Here is a 21,602-nt window from a genome sequence, read left to right on the forward strand (position 1 = left end):
TCAATTAAAAATTGAGAGTTAAGAATTAAAAATTTGGTGCTGTTTGTGTGGAACGGCTGCGCCTTTGCGTGCAGGATTTACTGAGCAGATGAAAGACTCTGTTGCGTTGAAAGAATCTTTAATTCTTAATTCTCAATTTTTAATTGACTTTCACCCCTTTCAACAATTCTCGCACGGCGTCATCGGCCGTCAGGTTCTCGGCTTCAGCGTTGAAGTTGAGCAGCACGCGGTGGCGCAGCACGGCTGGGGCCAGGGCGCGAATGTCTTCCAAGGTGGCGGCAAAGCGGCCTTGCAGCAGGGCGCGGGCTTTGGCGCACAAAATCAGAGCCTGCCCGGCGCGTGGACCGGCGCCCCAGCGGCCGTAGTCCCGGATGAACTTCACTTCGGAAGTGGCCGGACGCGTGGCCCGTACCAGACGGTTGACGAAGCCGAGTAGCTCATCACTCAAACTTACTTGCCGGACCAGCTGCTGCAATTGCCGTACATCGGCGCCACTGAGCACGGGGCGCACCTCCGGGCGGGCAGTGCCGGTGGTACCGCTAAGCACCGCCAGTTCCTCTTGCTCGGTGGGATAGCCGATGCGGATGTAGAGCAGAAACCGGTCGAGCTGCGCTTCGGGCAGCGGGTACGTGCCCGACTGCTCGATGGGGTTTTGGGTGGCCAGCAGGAAAAACGGCTTGGGCAGGGCGTGTTCCTGACCGGCGTAGGTTACGTGGCCTTCCTGCATGGCTTCGAGCAGGGCCGCCTGCGTTTTGGGAGGCGTCCGGTTGATTTCGTCGGCCAGGACGAGGCTGGCGAAGATGGGGCCTTCGTTGAACTTGAAGGACCGGTGGCCGGTGCCGTGGTCTTCCTCCAGGATTTCCGTGCCGAGAATATCGGTCGGCATCAGGTCGGGAGTGAACTGGATACGGCGGAAAGGCAGGTCGGTGGCGGAAGCCAAGGTGCGTACGAGCAGGGTTTTGGCTAGGCCTGGTACACCTTCGAGGAGCGCATGGCCCCCGGCTAAGAGGGCCACAAGTACCTCATCTAACACCTCGTGCTGCCCTACAATTACCTTGGCAATTTCTTCGCGTAGCGGTGGCAGCTTGGCCAGGAGGCGGGTTACGTCTTGTTCGGTCACGCAGTAGGGTTGGAAAGCGAATACAGTGTAAAGTCTGCTTTTAAGGCGCAAGGCTGCTTGTAGCTTGTGTTTTCAGCCACAATGGCTCCTATTAGCACCTGGATTGGTGGCAAAGGTGGGGCAAAAACGGCTTTTGGCCCTATGATTTCAGGGCCATAATACGCAACAACATTGGTACATCCAGTGGCAGCGACAACCTAGCGGACAGTGCTTCCGCTTTTGCGCAGCGGCCCCGCAAGCAGTTCGCACGGAATAACAGGGCTTCTACGCGCAAGATTTCAGCAGTGATTGTGCGCAGAAACCCTGCGCGTGCTACTCTCAATTTAGTAATCCAGACTTAATCAGGAAGTGATGTAGGAATCCAACTTTTGCGCTGAACTATCCTACCAGCCATGAGAAACATTCTACTCCTTTCCACCGCCTGCTTGCTGGCCGCCACTGCTTGTCAGGATGACGACAGCAACACCGTTCCATATAACACCCTCGACGGCCGGCCCCCGTTGGTGGTGGCGCACCGCGGAGCTTCGGGCTTTCTGCCGGAACATACGCTGGAGGCTTACCAACTCGCCATCGACCAGGGAGCCGACTTTATCGAGCAGGACTTGGTGCTAACCAAGGATTCGGTGCTGGTCTGCCGGCACGAACCGTTTCTTTCGGGCACTACCAACGTGGCGGATTTGCCGCAGTTTACGAGCCGCAAAACCACCAAATCACTGGACGGCGTACCAGTAAACGATTGGTTTGCCAGTGACTTCACCTTGGCGGAAATCAAAACCATGCGGGCCAAGCAGCCGATGGCCGACAGGCCGCAGCAATATAATGGCCTCTATAACATTCCTACATTTCAGGAAGTGCTTAATCTGGTGAAGGCGCAAACCATAGCCAAACGGCGGATTATCGGTATCTACCCCGAAACCAAGCACCCGACCTTCCACCAGAACCTAGGATTGCCGCTCACCGACAAGCTGATGCAGGCCCTGACCGCCGCGGGCTTGAACAGCCGCACGGCGCCGGTGTTTGTGCAGTCGTTTGAGGTAGGCAACCTGCGGGCTATTCGCAATCAATACCGCTCGACCGTGAAATTGGTGCAGCTCCTAGATGCCGCTGATGTAGACGCCAACGGCACCCTGATCATGCAGGCGCCGAATGCACAGCCCTACGATTTCGTGGTTTCGGGCGACTCGCGTACTTACTTGGACTTGACAACCAATGCCGGGTTGGATTTCATTAAAACCTATGCTGATGGCATTGGGCCCTGGAAACCGTACGTGCAGCCGTATCGGTCAACCGATATGAGCTTGTTGCCCGCTACCAACCTTATTTCGCGGGCGCATTCGCGCGGCCTGCTCGTTCATGCGTACACGTTCCGCAACGAGCCGCGCTATTTACTGCCAGCTTACGGCAACGACCCAATCAACGAGTATAAAAACTTCTACAACTTAGGGCTCGACGGCGTGTTCACCGACTTCACCCCGGCGGCACTAGATGCCAAAAACTTTATTCCAACAAAGGCCTCCGCCAAGAGCAAATAGGCCTCAGCTTAGCCTAGACTAGATAAACGATTCGCAACGAAACAGTAGCCCCGGTGGAACGGCCTGTGTGCCCTTCCGCTGGGGCTTTTTGTGGTGAAGCTTCGGGGTAACGCCGTCAGTCGATAGCTGAAAACCGGAAAACTTGCCTGTCGTTGCGAGTGAAGCAAGAAATTCAACTATTTCAGTTGGAATTAACTCTCCGATTCCTTCCTCATTCGGCACGGCAGCCGGGCCTGTATCCGTTTCTCAGCCACGGCTTGTCTGGTAGCTTGGCGCTGAAACCGCACTGGCTTTTAGCTTACTGCTTTCACTTCCGGCATGGTTTCGAGCAGCCAGTGGTAGAGCCGTTCGGCGTCGTCTTTCTTGAAGAGTTCAGTGCCTGAGTTCATGGTAGCGGCCGTGCCGCAGGCTACGCCCATGCGTACTACTTCCCGTATCGACCTGCCGTCGGCGAGGGCGCAAAGCATGCCTGCTACCATGCTGTCGCCGGCGCCGACGGTGCTGCGCTTTTTGACGGCGGGCGCCGGAACGTGGTCTATCAGGTCGTCGGTGACGATGCAAGCCCCCTGCGGCCCCAGCGAGACTACAATAATCTGGCATTTGCCTTCCCTAATCAAGGTTTTGGCAGCTTCCCCTACGGCGCGGCTGTCGAGCTCGTCTACGCCCGCCATGCGGCTGAGTTCGCCCACGTTCGGCTTAATTAGAAAAACCCCTTCCTCCAGCACCCGCTCCAAGGCAGGCCCCGACGTATCGACCACAACTTTGGTGCCGACAGCGTGGGCTTGCTGCACCACCTCGGCCAGGAAATCGGGCGCGATGCCGGGCGGTAGGCTGCCGCTTATTACCAGGTACTCAGGGGCCGGATCGAGGGCTTGCAGGGTTTCCAGAATTACGTGCTGCTCATCGGTGGAAATCTCCCGGCCCGGCATACCGAAGCGGTACTGCTGGTTGGTCGAGGTATCGACGACAATGAAGTTCTCGCGGGTCCAGTTGATAGTGGTAATGGGCTGCTGCGCAATGCCTTCCTGCGTGAGTAAGTGCTGCAAGAGCGTGCCGGCCGGTCCGCTCGACGGAAATATGGCCAACGACTCGGTGCCCAGGCGCTTGAGTGCCCGCGACACGTTGATGCCACCTCCGCCCGGCTCGAATTTGGGTGGGGCGCACCGGAGCTTATGCTCGGGCACAATCTTATCTACCGAAGTGCTTTTATCTACCGTCGGGTTCAGGGTGAGCGTGACGATCTGAGCCATATGGAAAGATGCTAAGGGTTAGGGCGCTACGAAAAGGGCGTTGCTGCCCTTATGTACTTGCCCAACAGAGCTAAGTTGCAAAACGCCGCGAATTAACCAACCACTGTCTGGCTCTACCCGAAAGCGCCCTCTCAAGCGCGGAAGTCCGTAAACTCGACCATAACCCCATGCCCCCGGCGCTGCGTAGGTGCCAGGTACATGACAATCCCAAAGACAAGTGCCCCATACCGCGCGGCAATACTAGCCGGCTGGCTACTGTGCTGGCTGGCCCCGCCCGCCTGGGCGTGCCGCGTGTGCCGCCCGCGTGTACAAGCCACCATTCACGCCCCCGATTACGGCCACAATCTTCTGCTCATACTGCTGCCGGTCGGCTTGCTGGTACTGCTGGGAGTAGGGCTCTTCTTTGCCGATACGCTCACTCGCCGTTTCACTTCACCTGCCCTGCATGACTAATCAGCTCCACCGTTCCCCCTTGATTTCCGCTGGCGTGTTGATGGGGGCTGGCCTCGGCGGCTTTGTTGATGGCATTGTGCTGCACCAGATTTTGCAGTGGCACAACATGCTTTCCAACCAACTACCACCCGACACGCTGGTGGCGGCCAAAGTGAATATGTACTGGGACGGAGTATTTCATGCGGCCGTTTGGATCATGACGGCCATTGGGCTGCGGATGCTGTGGTCGGTGGGCAACCGGCGCGACGTGCCGTGGTCGGGGCGTACGTTTATGGGCGCGCTATTGCTCGGTTGGGGCTTGTTTAACGTGGTAGAAGGCATCATCGACCATCAACTGCTGGGGCTGCACCACGTCCAGGAATATGCCACCAACAAGCTGCCCTGGGACTTAGCTTTCCTTGGTTTCGGCGGGCTGTTGCTGCTGAGCGGCTGGTCGCTCATCAAAGCCGGCCGCCACGATACCGCCAGCCGAAGCGTGGCGGGGGAGTATCGGTAAAAGTTCACTCCAGTTGCTTGTCATTCCGCCATTCCGCGCTTCAAGCGGCGAGAGAAATCTGAGGATGATCGTTCTGCGGCCATAAGTCAGCTTCCTCTCGCCGTTTGAAGCGCGGAATGTCGGAATGACAAGCAGCCTGAATACTCTCATAGTGTAAGTGTCGCCTTCATTTCACCTTACAACTCACGCTATGCCCATCTGGCACGTTGGCTGTTCCGGCTATCATTACCGCCACTGGAAAGGCGTTTTCTACCCTGATAAGCTGCCGCAGCGCTTGTGGTTCGAGTTTTACAGCCAGCACTTCCGCACGTTGGAGCTGAACGTGACGTTCTACCGCTTTCCCCAACTGTCGTTTCTGGAAAACTGGTACCAAATCAGCCCTGCCGATTTCAAGTTCTCGGTGAAAGCACCGCGCCTGATTACCCATTACAAGCAGTTCAACGACGCCGCTCAACTGCTCGCCGATTTCTACGGCACAGTGCAGGAAGGGCTAATCGAAAAGTTGGGCCCAGTGCTGTTCCAGCTGCCGCCGCGCATGGCCTACTCCGACGACCGGTTGCAGCGGATTTTAGATAGCCTCGACCCGGCGTTTCACAACGTGCTGGAATTTCGGCACCCGAGTTGGTGGGAAGGGCACGTGTACCAGGAACTGGCCCGGCGCGGCGTAGCTTTCTGCGGCCAAAGCCACCCGCAGCTCCCCGATGAGGTAGTAGCCAACAGCAACGTGCTTTATTACCGCTTTCATGGAGTGCCGGAACTGTATAAGTCGCCCTACAACGAGGAACAGTTGCGGCAGGTAACCACGCAGATTGAAGCGGCCCATCAAGTCCAGGAAGCGTATCTCTACTTCAATAATGACATCGACGCTTCCGCTATCGGCAATGCCCGCCAGATGCAGGAGTTGGTAAGTGCCAGATAAGTTGCCGAAGCCAAGCAACTCAGGGTAAGCATCAAGCAGGCTACAGTAGTAACCCCCGGTAATGCGCTGCGTTAGCAAGTAACATGAGCCGAGCATTCACCAAAGAAGACGATTCGCTAGAAGCCCCCATTATTCCGCCGCGGCCCGCGTTGCCGCCGGGCACGCCCAACTACGTAACGCCGCAAGGCCTAGAGCAGCTGCGGGAGGAACTGGCAACTATGGAAGCCCGGCGTACGCAAGCGGAAGCAAACCGCGAAAACGAAGCAGACCGTACCCGGCAACTGACCATCCTCAATGCCCAGCTCACGGCGCTCAACCAACGTATTGCCACGGCTAAATTGGTGGACCCAGCCAACCAACCGGCCAACGAAGTTCGATTTGGGGCTACCGTTACGCTACGTACCCACAGTGGTGGCAAGCCGGGGCAAGTACGGCGCTTTACCATTGTAGGGGTTGACGAAGCGTCGGTGGCAGAAGGCAAAGTAGCTTTTGTGGCGCCCATAGCCCGGGCGGTAGTTGGTGCCCGACTAGCAGAAACCGTAACGTTGCATCTGGGGCCAAAAGAGGAAATAGTGGAAGTGACTTCTATAGCCTATTAGAGCCGCCTGTTCTCACCGCCATTGCTTGCTGCCTCTAGCTCTTCCTAAGTATAGGCCTTAATAGCCACGGCTCAAGTTGACTTGATTTTCCAGGGGTTCACCTTGCTCGAAGCGGAGCAGGTTGCGCAACAGAATTTCCACCTTGCCTTCATCCTCGCCGGGTTGGCCGCCACCGCTGTGCTGCGTGAGCAACACGTTGGGCAACTGCCAAAGGGGATTGTCGAGGGGCAAAGGCTCTTGATTGGTTACATCGAGGATGGCACCAGCAAGGCTGCCCGCTTGGAGGGCGGCCAGCAGAGCAGGCTCATCGGTGGTGTTGCCGCGCCCCACGCTGGCGTAGAGGCTGTTGGGCGGCATGGCCTGCACCAACTCGGCCGAGAAAAAGTTTTCGGCGCTGCCGGGCAGGCAGTTCACTACAACGTCGGTTTCGGGGAGGGCGGCCAGCAGTTCTTCCTTGGTGTGCAGTTGCGCCTGCGGGTCGGTGCGGGCTAGAAACTGGACGGCGCAGTCGAAGCCCGTTAGTTGCTTGGCCACTGCCTGTCCGATAGCCCCACTACCCAAAACAACAACGCGCTTGCCCCGCAGCAGCCCAAGCCGCTCGCGAATGGGCGCGCCTACCCAGTTCTGCTGCGCCTGCAACACGGCCAGTTCCGGAATGTGTCGGTACCAGCCCAGGATGCCGGCAACCATAGTTTCGGCGCAGGGCCAGGCAAAAAAATCACCCACGTTGGCCACTTGCGCTGGTGTTTGCACTTGCTTGTACCGGTCGATACCTGCCGAATCAATCTGCCAAAAGCGTAGGGCCGTTGGAGGGACGTCCGTAAACCATTCAACTGGTGGATTTCCTAGTAAGACGTCGGCTAGCCCGAAAGTGGCAGCTTGTTCGTTTTCCTCAAGGTCCTGGCGGAAGGTAGTAGTGATATGCGGAGGCAGCTGCGTGAGCAGCAGGTGCCGAGCGTGGTCGTTGAGCGTGGTGTAAACGAATAGGTGCATATGGCACATACTGCCTAATGAGGCTGCAAGGTTGCGTAGTGAGTTTAGCAATGGTATGCTCTGGATAATGAGCAAAAAGCCCCGCGCCAACTGGCACAGGGCTTTTCATAAACCATAACATCTTGGTTACTAGTCTTTTTTGGAGTACTGCTCGTAGCGTACCGGGTCTTTCTTTTTGTCTTTTTTGCGGCCAATAAGAGCTCCGCCAACTGCTCCGGCGGCACCACCCACTACGGCACCGGTTGCCCGGTCTCCTTTACCAGCAATTACGGCGCCAGCTACAGCACCCGTACCAGCACCAATAGCGGCGCCTTTGCCTTTTTTACTCCAGCCTTTCTTGGTGGTTTGCGCTGCTACTTCAGGGGTGCCAACGGTACTGCCCAGCATCAGAACGGCAGACAACATAGCTACATATAATTTGAGCGTCTTCATGGCAGCAAATTTTAGGAACAGAAACTTAAACTGAACTATAGCCTAAAACGCAGGCGGTAGAAATCGGGTTGTGATAACGGCATAATATTGTACAGTAAATAAGTGGAATATTTCTACTTAGGCGGGGTTCTGTTAGTAGTTACCTCCTTCATCAGCGCACGTTGCCCACGTTGTCGGTAGTGCAAATGCAAAAATACCCCCAAGCTGAAAGCCTGAGGGTACACACTATACTAGCAAAGGTAGGCTACTCCGCTACGGCTTGGCCGGTGGTGGCAGCGGCAGGAGCTACTGGTATGCTCACCATGTGCGTGTCCAGCCAAGAATTTATTTCCCGCAACACGTACATAGCGGCCTCACGGGTGGCATAACCCCGCGACTCAACTGGTGGCGTGATGTGTTGCGCAACAGTCCCTTGGTCTTTCACGGCCTTGTAGAACCGTTCCAACTCACCGGTACTCGCGCTAGCTTGGTTATCGACCCGGCCATCGATGATCAAAAGAGGCGCCTTGATTTCGCTAACGGAATCGAGGGGCAGCATGCTGGCGTACGTCTCGGTGCCTTGTTGAGTGGGAATATCTTCACCTCGGAAACCGAACGGCGCAAGAATACGGTCGTAGTTGTCGGTGCGCATGATGGCAGCCCGGAACAAGCTGGAGTGCGCCAACAGATTAGCCGTCATGCCTGCTCCGTAATTGTGGCCCATAACCGCTACTCGCTTCAGGTCCACTATGCCTAACCGCTGGCCTTCATCAATGGCCGCTTTGGCCGAGGCCACAAGTTGCTTAGTGTAAGCTTCGTTGGGCTGCTGCATACCCTCGCTCATCATGGGCATGCTCGCCCCCTGGAGTACTGCGTAGCCCTGTGCTACCCAGAATACAGGCGAGCCCCAACTCAACCGCGAGAACATATAGGGCGAGCCTTTTACTTGGCTGGCCTTCTTGGTTTTACGCTCCATTGGGTAGGCTTCCAGCAGTGTGGGCAGAGGTCCATCCTGCTTGTTGTAATTGGCTGGCAAATACAGGTTGGCCGTTAACTCCACGCTGTCAGATAGCCTGAGCTTGTACCTAATTACCTGCTTCTTGAAGCTGCTTAGGCTGGCGTTGGGATTGGCAAAAGTGGTTATCGGTGTGAGACGCCCGGAGCGTGCCTCCCGTAAAAAGTAGTTCGGCGTTTCCGTTGCTGATTCACGGCGCGTAACCAAGTGGTGCTTGTTGGCATCCAGAATAGCAACGGGTACCTCGTAAAAAGGTCCTTCAGCATGCCACCACCGCACACTTTTCTTGGTTCGCACGTTCAATTCGTCCACAAACGGTCGGTCGCCTTCCGGTGAAGCGCCGTTGCCAAACAAGTACACAACGTCGCCTTTTACATTGGTGCTCAGCACTGGGCGGCCCAACTCGTTGCGCTGCATGTAGGGTGTGCCCGGGTCGGTGTACGTATCGTCGGTTGAGCGGTCGAAAAGGACCGTGAGAGAAGTTTTGGTGGCTAGGTCCAGCGTCCAGGTGGTTTGGTGATGGTCGGCCCAGCGGAAACCTTGCACGAGCGCCAAATTGTCGGTGCCCCAGTAGATAGTAGCAAAGCGCAACGGCAAAACGGCTAGCTCCAGTGGCTTACCGTCGAAGGGGGCGGGCATACCCAATATTTTGTCGCGGATAGGGGAGGCCGTTTGGGGGTTGCCGCCGTCTTGCGCTTCCACCCAATATAAGGTAGCGGGCGCATCTTCGCGCCAGTTGTGGTTGCGCGGCCCAGTGGGCACCGCATCGGGGCTAGCAGGCAAGCTGTTGACGATTGGCAATTCGGCCAGCTCTTTTACCAGCAGTCCTTCCATGTTCAGCACCTCCACTCGCAGCGGAAAAAAGCTAACGGGCAGCGTATGAGAAAAAGGACGGTGCCGGGTTTTAATTAAAGCAAATTGGCCGTTGGGAGAAGGTGAGGCTTGTTGAATAATGCCTGGTGAACCCATTGGCTGCATCCGGCCATCAATACTTAGCTTCACCACCTGGGCCAGGGCGTAGTAGTTGAAAAGGAGTTCGTCGGTAGGATTTTTCACCCACCCCTGCTGAGCATTAGCGTCGGGTTGAGCAGGCAACTGAGTGGCCGCCTTCGCAGATGTAACGGGCGCTTCGCCCCGGCCGCCCACAATAGCGCGCACCAGCAGCGTTTTGCTGTCCGATACCCACTCGTAAGAAGACCCAAATACGCCATTCAGGAAGATATTGGGCGCCATACGAGCCGAAGCCGACTCTACATCGACGATCCACAACTCGATGTGGTTGCTGGTAGTATGGGTGAAGGCGATTTTGGTGTTGTCCGGCGACCAAGTTACTTCGCTGATGCGGGCGTTAGCGGGCAGCCCCTGCACCAATAGTTCTTTGCCCGTGGGCAGCCGCTTGAGGCGCAGATTAGTAGCATAGCTCACTCGGCTTTGGCCGTTGGTGCGCGGATTGATGCGCAAACCACCCAGGCGCAGCTCCGTTTGCATTAAATCGGGCGTGAAGGGAATTTCTTGCACATCAAGCACCAACCGCCATTCTCCATTAGGTGAAATACTCACCTTCGGCGTTGGCGAAACCTCGGCTAGCGCAGCAATAGCTTTTGGAGGACCTTGGTTAGGTAAGACTTGCGCCCAGCCCGCAACACTTAGTACACTCAGGGCAAGCACGAGTAAACGTTGTTTCATACAGCAAGTAATTCGGATAATTCCGGGACAAAAGTCGGAAGAAATTTCCGTGATTTTATAAATATCCCATCATTACTTCCTGGTTTATAGTCTTGTAAGGATTATTCAACGAATAAATTGTGGTTGATAAATATGGAATTTTCCAGCCTTAGCAGTTAAAGGTTAATATCAATCCTTCGCTAGCTAGTTAGGTGCGCAGCCTATCATTGTAGCGGCCATCCTGTACCTTCTTCAAGCACTAAAAACGCACTGTCAGGAATCTGTTTGGCACGTAAGGCTTTTCGCAGATCCGTTACCGGCTCCGTCAGGCCATCATCCGCCAACTGAAAAGTGCCGAAGTGGGTGGCAATACTACGGGCCGCTTTCAAATCAAGATGAGCTTGCACGGCCTCGGCGGGCGCCGTGTGAATGGGTTGCATAAACCAAATGGGCCGATACGCGCCAATGGGCAGAATAGCCAGCCGGATTGGACCTTCGCGGCGCCCGATTTCACTGAAATGTGGTCCGTAGCCGGTGTCGCCGGCGTAGTAGAGCGGACCGGCGGCGGTGCGCAACACAAAACCGGTCCAGAGGGTTGCGTCCCGGTCGCGGAGGCCGCGGCCCGAGAAGTGCTGCGCCGGTACACTCACTAGTTGCACCGTTGGGCTGAGGGGGTGCTGCTGCCACCAATCCAGGTCGGTGGCGTTGGCAAGGTGTTCTTTCTCCAGAAAAGTCCGCACTCCCAGACCGGCAAAAATGCGCGGCTGGTCGCGGGCAGCAAGGCGGCGCAGGGTGTTCAGGTCGAGGTGGTCGTAGTGGTTGTGGCTGATGAGCACGGCGTCAATCTTCGGCAAATCCTCGAATCGTATACCCGGTGGCCGTAATCGTTTCGGCCCGATCCACTGGTAAGGACTGGTTCGCTCGCTCCAGATTGGGTCGGTCAGCACATTCAAACTGTCGAATTGAAGCAGAAACGTGCTGTGATTTATGAATGTAACGCGCAGCTTACCAAACCCCACCCGCGCCGGCGGCTTGGGGCCGTATGGCAAATCTGGCCGCTCTGGGAAGTTGCCTTTGTCGCGGTGCAGTTGCCACCGGAGCAGCGGGCCGAGGCCTTCCTGGGCGCGGACCCCGCCCGCGTTCTGGAACTGTTGGCCGTTGAAATGCGCACTTACTGGCCCCTGGTAGCGCGGCGCGGAAATAGAGCAGCCAATCAGAAAACCACCGCCCGCCAACAAAACCAACAGCGCCATTATCCCCAGAAGTACACGGCGCTTGGTCATAGAGCAGAAGGTAAAAACAGATCAAAGCAAAGCACGAAGCTCCGGCTTCGCGGACCGTTACCGCACAACAACCGTTGTTACGGCGTGGCAGTCAGCAACGATACACAAAGCCGAAGCTTCGCACGACAAGCAACGTAAGCGCTAATGGTTTATGGGCGCTTCAATGATAATAAACTTGCTTTCGGCAGAGCATTCTATGTTCACCGTACCTGTTTCCCACAACCCAATGCTTTCCCGTTGCGCTATGGCTTCGCCGTTCACGGTTAGGGCGCCTTCCATCAGGAAAATAAACACGCCTTTGTTGAGTGGATTCAGGCTATAGGACACGGTTTGGCCGGCGTCGAAGTAGCCGAGTGAGAGTTTGGCGTTCTGGTTGATCCAGCAGTGCGCCGTGCCTTCCTCGTTGCTGACAACGGTGGTGAGCTGGTTGCGGCGCTTCTCGGCGGGGAAATGGCGGCGCTGGTAGCGGGGCGTTACGTTTTGCAGCTTGGGCTCCACCCAGATTTGCAGGAAGTTCACTTCGTCGTCGCCGATGTTATATTCCTCATGACGCAGGCCGGTGCCGGCACTCATAATCTGCACCCAATCGGTGGAAACTTCCTCCTTGAAGCCCAACGAATCGATGTGGTTCATGCGGCCCGCCAGCATCACCGAAATGATTTCCATATTGGCGTGGGCGTGCAAACCGAATCCGTTGCCGGGCTTCACGAAGTCGTCGTTGAAGACGCGCAACAAGCCGAAGCCGCTCCGCCCCGGATTCGCATACGGTCCGAAGCTGAGCGAAAAGTTGCTTTGCAGCCAGCCAATGTCTTTCAAGCCGCGGTCGGCCGCGCGAATTATGGTATGGGGCATTGTGGTAGGTGAGTGGATGATGGTGGGTATGAGGCTGTAGCGCGAAGCTTTTGCTTCGCGTATCGCTGAACGTTATTGTTGTGTTGAGGCGGCGCGGGTTCTGTTTGTTCAGCAAGCCAAGCGCCGCCTGCTAGTACGTTGTTCAACGATACGCGAAGCGCAGGCTTCGCGCTACCACCTATTTCAATTGGCCGTGAAAGGCAATGTCGCTAACGGGTTTGCGCTGGCGCGGCGCTTTCTCGCGGCTCAGAAACGGCTCTTCCAGTAACTCGGCCTCGCCGAGGTAGCCTAGCGCAATTATCACGGTGGGTTGCAGCGTGTCGGGCAACTCGAACAGCTCCTTGGCACGGTCCCGGTCGAAGCCGCCCATGAAATGGGTGTGCAGGCCGAGGGCCGTGGCTTCCAACGACAAGTTCCCGTTGGCCATACCGAGGTCGTGGAGGGCGGCCCCGTTGGGGGTGCCATTGTCGTAATGCGTTTTGGCGAGGGCCAGAATCAATACGGGCGCGTTTTTCGCCCAGGGTTGGTTGCCGGGCACCAAGCAGTCCACCATTTTCTGGAAGTTTTCCTGGTCGGCATGGTGGGCGTAGATGTATCGCCAAGGCTGCTCGTTCATGGCGCTAGCGGCCCAGGAAGCGGCTTCAAATACTTGGGTCAGCGTTTCGGGCGCGACGGGGTAGCTGGCAAAAGAGCGGGGGCTCCACCGTTTGCGAATGGTTTCAAGCACGGGATACGTGGTGGTGGCGAGTTTCATAAATTGCTGATTTATGCTGATTAAAATGATTTCACTGATTGTTGTTCCTCCTTGTGTGTCCTTCCGACGCAGGAGAAATCTGGGTTAAGTCGTTCAACGATAAGGACCAGATTCCTCCTGCGTCGGAAGGACACACAAGGGAACGGATTGCTGTTACAGGGTCATGGGTACGTCCATCAACAACAGGCGAGTGCTGCTATCGGCCTTGATGGGAAACGAATCGGTGTCCCAGATTCCGAAACCGTCGCGGCGGTGCAGGAGTTGGCCGGCTACGGTGGCGTCGCCTTCCAGCACGAATACATACACGCCGTTGCCGGGTTGCTTCACTTGGTAATCAGCCGAAAAGTTGGCATCGAAATCAGCCAGGTGAAACCACGCGTCTTGGTGAATCCAAACGCCCGCATCGTCGGGGTTCGGTGAGAGGATTTGCTGGAACTGGTTGTGGCGGTCGGCGGCGCGGAACGTTTGCTGGTCGTAGCGGGAAGGCACGTTGCGCTTGTTGGGGAACAGCCAGATTTGCAAAAACTTCACTTCCTCACTTTTGCTGTGGTTTTTCTCGCTGTGCGCGATGCCCGTGCCCGCACTCATCACCTGTACGTCGCCGCTCTGGATAATGCCGTGGTTGCCGGCGCTGTCCTTGTGCTCCAGCGTACCGGAAAGCGGAATGCTGATGATTTCCATGTTGTCGTGCGGGTGGGTGCCAAAGCCCATGCCGGCCGCTACCGTGTCGTCGTTGAGGACGCGCAGAACACCAAAATGCACGCGCTGCGGATCGTTGTAGCCCGCAAAGCTGAACGTATGATAGGAATTAAGCCAACCATGGCTGGCATGACCACGCGAATCGGCGGGGTGGAGGAGCGTTTGCATAATCTGAGTTCTAAGCCTACTTGATTTTCTGTCAAAGATACGAAATATATGTACATACATCAATTAGCTAACAAAGTTCATTTTTCATCTATATATCGTTATGGAAATTGTTTAGCTGGTTGTGGCCTCTGTGCAACGAAAGCGGGAGAGTAGGGTCTTGAGTACCACAAGTACAGCGTGCTGCCTGCTGCTACCTGGCTCCAGGCCGGCGGCCAGACCAAGCAAGACGAGTACGCATTGTGTAATTTCACCCACCTTTCACCTTTTACCGATTAAAGCTTTCCACATGCTTAGAATTTGCACGCGGCGAATGGTCGCAGTGATATGTTTTTTTCAGCTGCTTCTTGGAACCCAAGCGCAGGCGCAGTTCGGGCCGGGCACGCAATGGACCAAGGACGGCTACAGTTACATGAATGCCGAAAACGGGGAAATCGTCCAGCTCGACGCCCGCGACAAAACCAAGCGCACCGTGCTGGTGGGCAAAAGCCTGCTGACCCCCCAGGGCCAGTCAGCTCCGATTGAAGTGCGGCGCTTTGCTTTCTCCGACGACGGCCAGAAAGTGCTGATCCACACCAACACCAAAAAGGTGTGGCGCTACGACACCCGCGGCGACTATTGGGTGGCCGACTTGAAGGCCAATACGATGAAGCAGCTCGGTAAAGGCCGGCCGGAATCGTCGTTGATGTTCGCCAAGTTCTCGCCCGACGGCACGCGCGTGGCCTACGTGAGCGAGCATAATATCTACGTGGAGGATTTGGCTGCGGCCAGCATCAAGCCTCTGACCACCGACGGCACTGTCTCGCTGATTAATGGGACCTTCGATTGGGTGTACGAGGAAGAACTGGATTGCCGCGATGGGTTCCGCTGGTCGCCGAACGGGCAGAGCATTGCCTATTGGCAGCTGGACGCCGGCAAAACCAAGAACTACCTGATGCTCAACACCACCGATCAGCTATATCCCTTCACGATACCCGTGGAGTATCCGGTGGTGGGCGAAGACCCGAGCCGTTGCCGCGTGGGCGTGGTGCCCGCGCAAGGTGGGGCTACTACCTGGATGAAGGTACCCGGCGACGCCGTGCAGCACTACATTCCGCGCATGGAATGGGCCGCTAATTCCACCGAGCTGATCATTCAGCAGCTCAACCGTCGCCAAAACGAAAGCAAGCTGATGCTCTGCACCGCCAGCTCCGGCGACGTGAAACCCATCTACTCGGAAACCGACAAAGCCTGGATTGATGCCAAGGCCGAAGCCGTGGGTTGGGACTGGGTTGACGGCGGCAAAAGCTTCGTCTGGTTGAGCGAGAAAGACGGCTGGCGCCACATCTACGCCATGACCCGCAACGGCCAGCCGAAGCTGCTCACCAAAGGCGACTACGACGTTATCAGCATGCAGCTGGTGGATGAGAAGAACGGGGTTATCTACTTCACCGCTTCGCCCGAAAACGCCACCCAAACCTACCTCTACAAAGTGGCTTTGAAAGGCGGCAAGGCCGAACGGGTAACCACCAAGGAACTGGCCGGCACCCACGGCTACGACATTTCGCCGAACGGCAAGCTGGCGCTGCACACGTTCTCCAACGCTTCCACTTTTCCGGTGGCCGATGTGGTATCGTTGCCGGATCATAAGCGCCTGAGCGGCGGCGAAATTCCGGAGCGGGCCCGCGGCGTGAAGCTGCCGAAAGCGGAATTCTTCCAGGTGAAAACCGTGGATGGCGTGACCATGGACGGCTGGATGGTGAAGCCCACCAACTTCGACGAGACCAAGAAGTACCCCATCGTGTTCTACGTGTACGGCGAGCCCGCCAGCCAAACCGTAACGGACCGGTTCGGGACGGGCCTTAACCGCCTCTACGCCGGTAACATGGCCGACGACGGCTACATCTACGTGTCGGTGGAAAACCGGGGCGCGCCGGCTCCCAAAGGTCGGGAGTGGCGCAAAGCCATTTACCACAACATTGGGTTGCTCAACATCCGCGACCAGGCCATGGCCGCCAAAGAAGTGCTAAAGCGCCCCTACGTAGACACCTCCCGCGTGGCGGTGTGGGGCTGGAGCGGCGGCGGTTCGTCCACGCTCAACCTGCTGTTCCAGTATCCGCAGATCTACAAAACCGGTATTTCCATTGCCGCCGTTGACAATCAGCTCAACTACGACAACATCTACCAGGAGCGCTACATGGGCCTATTGCCCGAAGACAAGAAGTATTTCGTGGAAGGCTCGCCGCTGAACTACGCCAAAAACTTGCGTGGCAACCTGCTCCTCGTCCACGGCACCGGCGACGATAACGTGCACTACAACAACGCCGAGCAGATGATCAACGAGCTGGTGAAGCACAACAAAACCTTCCAGCTGATGGCCTATCCTAACCGCAGCCACAGCATTTCGGAAGGCGAGGGCACCAGCCGCCACCTGGCCAGCACCTACACCAAGTTCCTGCAAGAGCACTGCCCGCCCGGCGCCCGCTAAAAGGGAGATAGGAGAAGCAGCTGTCATTGCGAGGCACGAAGCAATCCGTCCTCTGTCAAGCTGAAAACCCTGAAATGCAACAACCCCTTGACGTTGAGCATACGTCAAGGGCTTGTCTGTTTAGGAAAGTCTGGGCTTTGAGAGGACGGATTGCTTCGTGCCTCGCAATGACAGCAATTCTACCGCACCACCAGCCGGCGCGTGACTAGCACGCGGCCTTCCGGTGCCAGCCATTGCAGCAGATACAGGCCATTGGGCAGGCCAGTTAGGGAGACAGAGGTTTCGGTGGTTGCGGCTACCTGCTGCCGCACTACCCGGCCGGTAACATCGAGCAGGCGCAAGCGGACCGTGCCGGGTACCGAGGCAACTGTGACGCTGTTGGTGGCAGGGTTTGGGTGGAATTGGGCGGCCGATTCTACAACCGCTTTGTCGGCTGCTAGCGGCCGGCACTGGATGGCAGCCATCAGGTAGCGCCACAGTTCGGCGTCGAATGAGGATAACGCCAAGCGGACGTCGCCCGCTTCCTTGCCTTGGCGCACTACCACCAACCTGAGGCTGGGCACCACGTAAATTTTCTGGTCGTTCTTGCCTAACGCCGCAATTAGGTCGGCGGGAGCGGTGGGAACGAGGGGGCCGGAAAAGGTGGTTTGCTGCGGGCCAGGCAGCTTGTAAGAGGTTTGACCGTTCAGCCACCACAAGTAGCCATAGCTGCGGTTGAAGGGTTGGGAGGGCGTGGTCATCTGGCGGAAGTAGGCGGTATCGCGCAGAATAACCGTACCGTTCCAGGTGCCGCGCGCCAGCGTCAGCAAGCCAAAACGGGCCATGTCGCGGGCCCGGCTGTAGTACACGTTGTTCACCCACCGCCCATCCATGCCGATGCGAGAAGTGAGCCGTTGGTTGGTGTATTGGTTGATAGTAAGGCCACTCGCAGAAGCTATTACGTCTTGCAACAGTCGATACGGGCCGGTGTGATAAGCCCAGCGCGTTCCTGCATCAGCCTGGTAAAGCAGGCAAGCTGCCGCCGTACTTTCGTTGTCGCAGGGCGTGGGAGGGGTGTCGTCGAGGCCGGTGGTCATGGTGAGTTGGTTGCGCACCGTAATCAGCTTTTCTTTGGCGGCCGGGGCCGAGGTCCAGCCTCGGCCGAGCGTGCGCGAGGTACTATCGGAGAGGCGAAGCAGGCCCTCTTGCTGGGCAATGCCCACCAGCGTAGCCGTGAGCGACTTGCCTGCCGAGGCCCAATACCAAACAGAATCCTGCGTGTAGGTGCCGTAGTAGCGCTCCACTACAATTCGGCCGTTTTGAAGCACGATGAACGACTTGGTTTGCTTGCGGCCCAGAAAAGCCAGCAGCGAATCAAGCTGCGGCTGACACCAGCCCAGGCTCTGCGGCGGGGTGGTGGCCCAGGTGCCAGTTGCTGCATTTGGCGGGAAGTACAGCGTCGGCTGCTGGGCGCGGGCGGGTAGCGTAGCTAGTGCAAGCACGAGCGTTAAGAAGAGTATAGGGTGTTTCATGCAATAGCCAGATATAAGTAGCTGCCACCTTCGATAATATTCAAGTTCAGAAGTTTAAGCGCCACTATACTATTGAGGCCATGCGTAGTATTTGTTTTACACTCAATGAAGTAGCAGGTAGTACCTTTCGGCTCTTACGTGTATGCTACAGCTTCCAGTATCTCCCGTTGTTTCGCGCTTAGCGCCTACGCCTAGCGGCTTTCTGCACCTGGGCAACGCCGTCAACTTCACGCTTACCTGGCTGCTTACCCGCCGGGCTGGCGGCACCCTGCACCTGCGTATCGACGACCTGGACCGCGCCCGGTTCCGCCCTGCCTACCTCGCCAACATCTTCGAGACTCTGGATTGGCTCGGCCTCGACTACGACCACGGCCCCAGCGGCCCCGACGACTTCGAGCGACATTACTCCCAACGGCAGTTTCTGGCCGCCTACGAAGCCACGCTGCAAGCCGCCCGCGCCGCCCACCCCAATCTGTTTTACGCCTGCCACTGTTCCCGCACTGATCTTGCTCGCACTGCTCTCTCCCAGAGTGGCAACTACCCCGGCACCTGCCGCGCCAAAGCTTTAGCGCCAGATGCGCCCGACACCGCTTGGCGCGCCCACGTTCCGGCCGGCCTAACGGTAGTAGTGCCCGATCTGTGGCAAGGGCAATTCTCGGTACCGCTAGCCGAGGGCCTGGGCGACTTTGTAGTGCGCAAAAAAGATGGCACGGCGGCCTACCAGCTAGCCTCGATAGTGGACGACGTGCGGCTAGGCGTTACGCTGATTGTGCGCGGGCTGGACTTGCTGCCTAGCACCGCCGCGCAACTCTGGTTGGCCAGCCGGCTACCCGGCGCAGAATCGTTTCAAAACACGCAATTTTTACACCACGGGCTGCTGCTGGATGCTACGGGGCACAAGCTTTCCAAATCCACACAGGCGAGCCAGCAACGCGGCATTGCAGTGGAGGCGAGTTGTCCGCGGGTGGTGTATGCGGCCGTAGCTCAGTTGCTCAACCTACCTGAAGCAGCCAGCGAATCGTTGGATTCGTTGCGGGAGGCTCTGGAGTAAGGTGAAGGGGGTGAGGCCCTCCGTTATTTCAACTCTTTCTTGAATTCCTCGGCCCAATGGTCGGCTAAGCGGGTGGGTTCGGGGAGCTTGTAGCCGCGCAGGCAAGCTAGGGTGAGGCGGGTGGCCGTGGCTTGGTCGCAGCGGTGGCCGGGGCTCACGAACAGGGGCTGCACTTTGTCTTTCGAGCGAATTACTTCGCCGAGCAGGTCGCCGTTCCGGTCGTGCAGCGCGGAAATACTGCCTTTTGTAGGGGCCGGCTCTTGGAACGTGCCGGTTAGCTTCTGTTTGGCTACGCCGAAAGTGGGCATATCGAGCAGTACGCCCAGGTGGGCGGCAATGCCCATGCGGCGCGGGTGCGCAATGCCGTGCCCGTCTACCATAATCACGTCGGGTTTCTGCTGAAGCTTCTCGTAGGTTCTGAGCACGTTGGGGGCTTCGCGGAAAGACAGCAGTCCTGGAATATACGGCACTTCCACCGGGCCCGCGCTCCACACCTTTTCTACCAGTTCCAGCGAAGGAAAACGCAGCAGCACAAACACCGACAAGATGGTGTCGGGCGTGGGAAACGACGAGTCGCAGCCGGCAATAAACTGCGGCTCCCGGACCAGGGCCTCCTGCCGAACGCGGGTGCGCATCTCGTCTTGCAGGCGCGTTAGGTCGCGCACAACGATGGGGTCGGCGGGTGGGCCGGGCGGGCGGTAGTAAGCCATAAGCAGCAAACGGGTGATAAGTGGATAGTAGTGTGTACTGCCAAGCTAAGCTTGAAGTTGGGCGTCAACGGCAATTGGTATCGTCGAGACAAGCATTCAACCAAAACAACTGTCCTTTTGACATTCCGCACATCAAGCAGAGAGAGGAATCTGGTTCAAAGTCGTTGAGCAATTCAACTCAGATTCCTCTCTCCGCTTGATGCGCGGAATGACAATCGTTCTGATTGAGTATGCCAGTGGGAGGAGTTGATGAAAGCTATATGATTAGTCAGCAGCGCCTCAACTAATGATTAGCTGCTTACGTCTTACCACTTACTAGTGCCGGCACGTATAAGCGACTAGTAGTCCGAAACTCAGCTGTTAGCCATGCCCAAACCTGAACAACCCGCTCATAGTGGCAGTGGCCCGCTTTTCGAGCGTCGTTACTGGGTGGATATGCAGCATTCGCGCCAGTCGGCGGCCGAACTGATGCAGCATATCCAATGCAACTTGTCCGACTTTTCGCCTGATTTATTGGCTGATTTCAAAAAGTCGAAGGGTACTTCCCATTGCCTGCGTGTAAACGACGAGTACCAGATCAAGATTCTGGGCCCCTGGAACGGTGACGTGCGCGTAGTCGAAGTGGACTTCGATTATTTCGAGTTGGTGACGCTGGAAAACCACCCGGAAGCAGGGCGTATTCGTTTCTCGTTACGTCCACACACTTCCCTGCCCCATACCCTCCGATTTGAAATTCACTCCTGGGCCCGCTCGCGCGATGGCTTGGTGGCTTTCACGTACGACACGTTGGGCATGGGCAAAAAGGTGCAGCAACAAACGTGGGAGACGTTTTGCCAGCGCGTAGTCTCTCACAGTGGCGGCCTCCAATTAGGCCCCGTGCACGTAGAAACCGTGAAGCAGAGTGATTCCGAAACCAAGGTCACCCACGATGCCTAACGCACAGCCCTTAGACGAGCAACAGAAAGCCCGGCTTAAGTCCTACGAAAAAGCCGGCTACAACTTCGACCTCAACCGCACCCACGAATACACCCGCCAGACCGGCTGGAACGTGGACGATTACGAAACCGAACTGCCACCCGAAGCTCCTGGTCCGCCCGCCGCGCAAGGCTCGTGGGCAGCGGCCCGCGAAGTGCTGCGCAACTACACCTTTCCGCCCCCCAATCTCATCACCGGCATCTTCGTGCCCGACCAGCCCCTGGAGCAGCGCGTAATGGTGCTGCGCGGCCGGTTCCTGGGGTTTTCGTTTTGGTTTGGGGTGCGGGTTGGCGGTGTCACCGACGAGCGTCGGCCGCTGCCCGAAGGCGGCGAGGAACAGGTCTGGGGCTACAACTACCGCACGCTCGAAGGTCATTTCGAGCGCGGCGAAATTGTGTTCACGGTTCACAAAAACCTGACTACGGGCCGCGTCGTTTTTCGCATCCATGCCCTTTCCCAAACCGGCCGTATCCGCAATCCTTTCTATTGGCTCGGCTTCAAGCTTTTCGGCCGCATGCTGCAAAAGCGTTTCTCCCGGCAGTCGATGCAGCGGCTGAAAACGCAGGTAGAAGAAATGCTACGAAAGGGGGGGAGTTCACCTAGTGGGGCTAACGCCACGCCGGTCAAGCCCGCATCCTCCCAAGAACAGGCGCAAGAGCAACTAGACAAAGCGACTTAGTTG

20 protein-coding genes are annotated in these 21,602 nt (G+C 57.2%); 9 read left to right on the forward strand and 11 right to left on the reverse strand.

The annotated features are described in order from the left end of the window. Window positions 1–139: 139 nt before the first annotated feature. A complete protein-coding gene (locus ACFE7X_RS13905; RefSeq protein ID WP_375436277.1) occupies window positions 140–1,120 on the reverse strand; it encodes an AAA family ATPase in 981 nt (326 codons plus the stop codon). A 392-nt stretch (window positions 1,121–1,512) separates the two neighbouring features. On the opposite strand from ACFE7X_RS13905, the gene ACFE7X_RS13910 reads away from it, so the two are divergent. Further along, window positions 1,513–2,652: a glycerophosphodiester phosphodiesterase gene (locus ACFE7X_RS13910; RefSeq protein WP_375436278.1), complete on the forward strand. Its 1,140-nt coding sequence runs from the start codon at window positions 1,513–1,515 to the stop codon at window positions 2,650–2,652. Between the two features lie 293 nt (window positions 2,653–2,945). Here the strand turns inward: ACFE7X_RS13910 and ACFE7X_RS13915 are convergent, their stop codons facing one another. Then, window positions 2,946–3,902, reverse strand: coding sequence for a 1-phosphofructokinase family hexose kinase (locus tag ACFE7X_RS13915; RefSeq protein WP_375436279.1), 957 nt, complete (start codon window positions 3,900–3,902; stop codon window positions 2,946–2,948). A 198-nt stretch (window positions 3,903–4,100) separates the two neighbouring features. Between ACFE7X_RS13915 and ACFE7X_RS13920 the strand changes: the two genes are divergently transcribed. The 4 genes from ACFE7X_RS13920 (at window position 4,101) to ACFE7X_RS13935 (ending at window position 6,369) form a co-directional block, all read left to right on the forward strand. Then, a complete protein-coding gene (locus ACFE7X_RS13920) occupies window positions 4,101–4,355 on the forward strand; it encodes a hypothetical protein (RefSeq protein ID WP_375436280.1) in 255 nt (84 codons plus the stop codon). Further along, window positions 4,348–4,851, forward strand: a complete 504-nt coding sequence (locus tag ACFE7X_RS13925) for a DUF2243 domain-containing protein (protein WP_375436281.1) — start codon at window positions 4,348–4,350, stop codon at window positions 4,849–4,851. The genes ACFE7X_RS13920 and ACFE7X_RS13925 overlap by 8 nt, the downstream gene beginning before the upstream one ends. Window positions 4,852–5,041: 190 nt before the next feature. After that, window positions 5,042–5,770: a DUF72 domain-containing protein gene (locus ACFE7X_RS13930; protein ID WP_375436282.1), complete on the forward strand. Its 729-nt coding sequence runs from the start codon at window positions 5,042–5,044 to the stop codon at window positions 5,768–5,770. A gap of 83 nt (window positions 5,771–5,853) precedes the next feature. Then, complete coding sequence (locus ACFE7X_RS13935; RefSeq protein WP_375436283.1) at window positions 5,854–6,369, forward strand: GreA/GreB family elongation factor; 516 nt, start codon at window positions 5,854–5,856, stop codon at window positions 6,367–6,369. A 57-nt stretch (window positions 6,370–6,426) separates the two neighbouring features. Here ACFE7X_RS13935 and ACFE7X_RS13940 read toward each other — a convergent pair whose 3' ends face one another. The 7 genes from ACFE7X_RS13940 to ACFE7X_RS13970 all read right to left on the reverse strand — a co-directional run bounded on the left by ACFE7X_RS13940 (window position 6,427) and on the right by ACFE7X_RS13970 (window position 14,209). Next, window positions 6,427–7,362 (reverse strand): D-2-hydroxyacid dehydrogenase, encoded by a 936-nt coding sequence (locus ACFE7X_RS13940; RefSeq protein ID WP_375436284.1) that lies wholly within the window; start codon window positions 7,360–7,362, stop codon window positions 6,427–6,429. A 129-nt stretch (window positions 7,363–7,491) separates the two neighbouring features. Then, the gene (locus ACFE7X_RS13945) at window positions 7,492–7,794 is read right to left on the reverse strand and encodes a glycine zipper domain-containing protein (protein ID WP_375436285.1); all 303 of its coding nucleotides are present in this window, start codon (window positions 7,792–7,794) and stop codon (window positions 7,492–7,494) included. 244 nt (window positions 7,795–8,038) lie between these two features. Beyond that, window positions 8,039–10,474 (reverse strand): prolyl oligopeptidase family serine peptidase, encoded by a 2,436-nt coding sequence (locus ACFE7X_RS13950; RefSeq protein ID WP_375436286.1) that lies wholly within the window; start codon window positions 10,472–10,474, stop codon window positions 8,039–8,041. Window positions 10,475–10,677: 203 nt separating this feature from the next. Next, window positions 10,678–11,736, reverse strand: coding sequence for an MBL fold metallo-hydrolase (locus tag ACFE7X_RS13955; protein WP_375436287.1), 1,059 nt, complete (start codon window positions 11,734–11,736; stop codon window positions 10,678–10,680). 141 nt (window positions 11,737–11,877) lie between these two features. Continuing rightward, window positions 11,878–12,588: a pirin family protein gene (locus tag ACFE7X_RS13960; RefSeq protein WP_375436288.1), complete on the reverse strand. Its 711-nt coding sequence runs from the start codon at window positions 12,586–12,588 to the stop codon at window positions 11,878–11,880. 178 nt (window positions 12,589–12,766) lie between these two features. Then, window positions 12,767–13,342 (reverse strand): nitroreductase family protein, encoded by a 576-nt coding sequence (locus ACFE7X_RS13965; protein ID WP_375436289.1) that lies wholly within the window; start codon window positions 13,340–13,342, stop codon window positions 12,767–12,769. 153 nt (window positions 13,343–13,495) lie between these two features. Next, window positions 13,496–14,209: a pirin family protein gene (locus ACFE7X_RS13970; RefSeq protein WP_375436290.1), complete on the reverse strand. Its 714-nt coding sequence runs from the start codon at window positions 14,207–14,209 to the stop codon at window positions 13,496–13,498. Between the two features lie 286 nt (window positions 14,210–14,495). Here ACFE7X_RS13970 and ACFE7X_RS13975 point away from each other — a divergent pair, with 286 nt between their 5' ends. Beyond that, the gene (locus ACFE7X_RS13975; RefSeq protein ID WP_375436291.1) at window positions 14,496–16,673 is read left to right on the forward strand and encodes a S9 family peptidase; all 2,178 of its coding nucleotides are present in this window, start codon (window positions 14,496–14,498) and stop codon (window positions 16,671–16,673) included. Window positions 16,674–16,852: 179 nt separating this feature from the next. Here ACFE7X_RS13975 and ACFE7X_RS13980 read toward each other — a convergent pair whose 3' ends face one another. Beyond that, window positions 16,853–18,184, reverse strand: a complete 1,332-nt coding sequence (locus ACFE7X_RS13980; protein WP_375436292.1) for a serine hydrolase — start codon at window positions 18,182–18,184, stop codon at window positions 16,853–16,855. A gap of 142 nt (window positions 18,185–18,326) precedes the next feature. On the opposite strand from ACFE7X_RS13980, the gene ACFE7X_RS13985 reads away from it, so the two are divergent. Next, the gene (locus ACFE7X_RS13985) at window positions 18,327–19,235 is read left to right on the forward strand and encodes a glutamate--tRNA ligase family protein (protein ID WP_375436293.1); all 909 of its coding nucleotides are present in this window, start codon (window positions 18,327–18,329) and stop codon (window positions 19,233–19,235) included. A 23-nt stretch (window positions 19,236–19,258) separates the two neighbouring features. Here ACFE7X_RS13985 and nfi read toward each other — a convergent pair whose 3' ends face one another. Further along, the gene (gene nfi, locus ACFE7X_RS13990) at window positions 19,259–19,945 is read right to left on the reverse strand and encodes a deoxyribonuclease V (protein WP_375436294.1); all 687 of its coding nucleotides are present in this window, start codon (window positions 19,943–19,945) and stop codon (window positions 19,259–19,261) included. A 366-nt stretch (window positions 19,946–20,311) separates the two neighbouring features. Between nfi and ACFE7X_RS13995 the strand changes: the two genes are divergently transcribed. Then, a complete protein-coding gene (locus ACFE7X_RS13995) occupies window positions 20,312–20,881 on the forward strand; it encodes a hypothetical protein (protein WP_375436295.1) in 570 nt (189 codons plus the stop codon). Continuing rightward, a complete protein-coding gene (locus ACFE7X_RS14000; RefSeq protein ID WP_375436296.1) occupies window positions 20,874–21,599 on the forward strand; it encodes a DUF1990 domain-containing protein in 726 nt (241 codons plus the stop codon). Before ACFE7X_RS13995 ends, ACFE7X_RS14000 begins: the two co-directional genes overlap by 8 nt. The last annotated feature ends 3 nt before the right edge of the window (window positions 21,600–21,602 follow it).

The sequence above is a fragment of the uncultured Hymenobacter sp. genome (assembly GCF_964242765.1).
Lineage (GTDB): Bacteria > Bacteroidota > Bacteroidia > Cytophagales > Hymenobacteraceae > Hymenobacter.

What these genes read in the sequence shown, in the direction of transcription:
- ACFE7X_RS13910 (WP_375436278.1), top strand. Translation starts at nt 1,513, where the DNA reads ATGAGAAACATTCTACTCCTTTCCACCGCCTGCTTGCTGGCCGCCACT.
- ACFE7X_RS13915 (WP_375436279.1), bottom strand. Translation starts at nt 3,902, where the DNA reads ATGGCTCAGATCGTCACGCTCACCCTGAACCCGACGGTAGATAAAAGC.
- ACFE7X_RS13920 (WP_375436280.1), top strand. Translation starts at nt 4,101, where the DNA reads ATGACAATCCCAAAGACAAGTGCCCCATACCGCGCGGCAATACTAGCC.
- ACFE7X_RS13925 (WP_375436281.1), top strand. Translation starts at nt 4,348, where the DNA reads ATGACTAATCAGCTCCACCGTTCCCCCTTGATTTCCGCTGGCGTGTTG.
- ACFE7X_RS13930 (WP_375436282.1), top strand. Translation starts at nt 5,042, where the DNA reads ATGCCCATCTGGCACGTTGGCTGTTCCGGCTATCATTACCGCCACTGG.
- ACFE7X_RS13935 (WP_375436283.1), top strand. Translation starts at nt 5,854, where the DNA reads ATGAGCCGAGCATTCACCAAAGAAGACGATTCGCTAGAAGCCCCCATT.
- ACFE7X_RS13940 (WP_375436284.1), bottom strand. Translation starts at nt 7,362, where the DNA reads ATGCACCTATTCGTTTACACCACGCTCAACGACCACGCTCGGCACCTG.
- ACFE7X_RS13945 (WP_375436285.1), bottom strand. Translation starts at nt 7,794, where the DNA reads ATGAAGACGCTCAAATTATATGTAGCTATGTTGTCTGCCGTTCTGATG.
- ACFE7X_RS13950 (WP_375436286.1), bottom strand. Translation starts at nt 10,474, where the DNA reads ATGAAACAACGTTTACTCGTGCTTGCCCTGAGTGTACTAAGTGTTGCG.
- ACFE7X_RS13955 (WP_375436287.1), bottom strand. Translation starts at nt 11,736, where the DNA reads ATGACCAAGCGCCGTGTACTTCTGGGGATAATGGCGCTGTTGGTTTTG.
- ACFE7X_RS13960 (WP_375436288.1), bottom strand. Translation starts at nt 12,588, where the DNA reads ATGCCCCATACCATAATTCGCGCGGCCGACCGCGGCTTGAAAGACATT.
- ACFE7X_RS13965 (WP_375436289.1), bottom strand. Translation starts at nt 13,342, where the DNA reads ATGAAACTCGCCACCACCACGTATCCCGTGCTTGAAACCATTCGCAAA.
- ACFE7X_RS13970 (WP_375436290.1), bottom strand. Translation starts at nt 14,209, where the DNA reads ATGCAAACGCTCCTCCACCCCGCCGATTCGCGTGGTCATGCCAGCCAT.
- ACFE7X_RS13975 (WP_375436291.1), top strand. Translation starts at nt 14,496, where the DNA reads ATGCTTAGAATTTGCACGCGGCGAATGGTCGCAGTGATATGTTTTTTT.
- ACFE7X_RS13980 (WP_375436292.1), bottom strand. Translation starts at nt 18,184, where the DNA reads ATGAAACACCCTATACTCTTCTTAACGCTCGTGCTTGCACTAGCTACG.
- ACFE7X_RS13985 (WP_375436293.1), top strand. Translation starts at nt 18,327, where the DNA reads ATGCTACAGCTTCCAGTATCTCCCGTTGTTTCGCGCTTAGCGCCTACG.
- nfi (WP_375436294.1), bottom strand. Translation starts at nt 19,945, where the DNA reads ATGGCTTACTACCGCCCGCCCGGCCCACCCGCCGACCCCATCGTTGTG.
- ACFE7X_RS13995 (WP_375436295.1), top strand. Translation starts at nt 20,312, where the DNA reads ATGCCCAAACCTGAACAACCCGCTCATAGTGGCAGTGGCCCGCTTTTC.
- ACFE7X_RS14000 (WP_375436296.1), top strand. Translation starts at nt 20,874, where the DNA reads ATGCCTAACGCACAGCCCTTAGACGAGCAACAGAAAGCCCGGCTTAAG.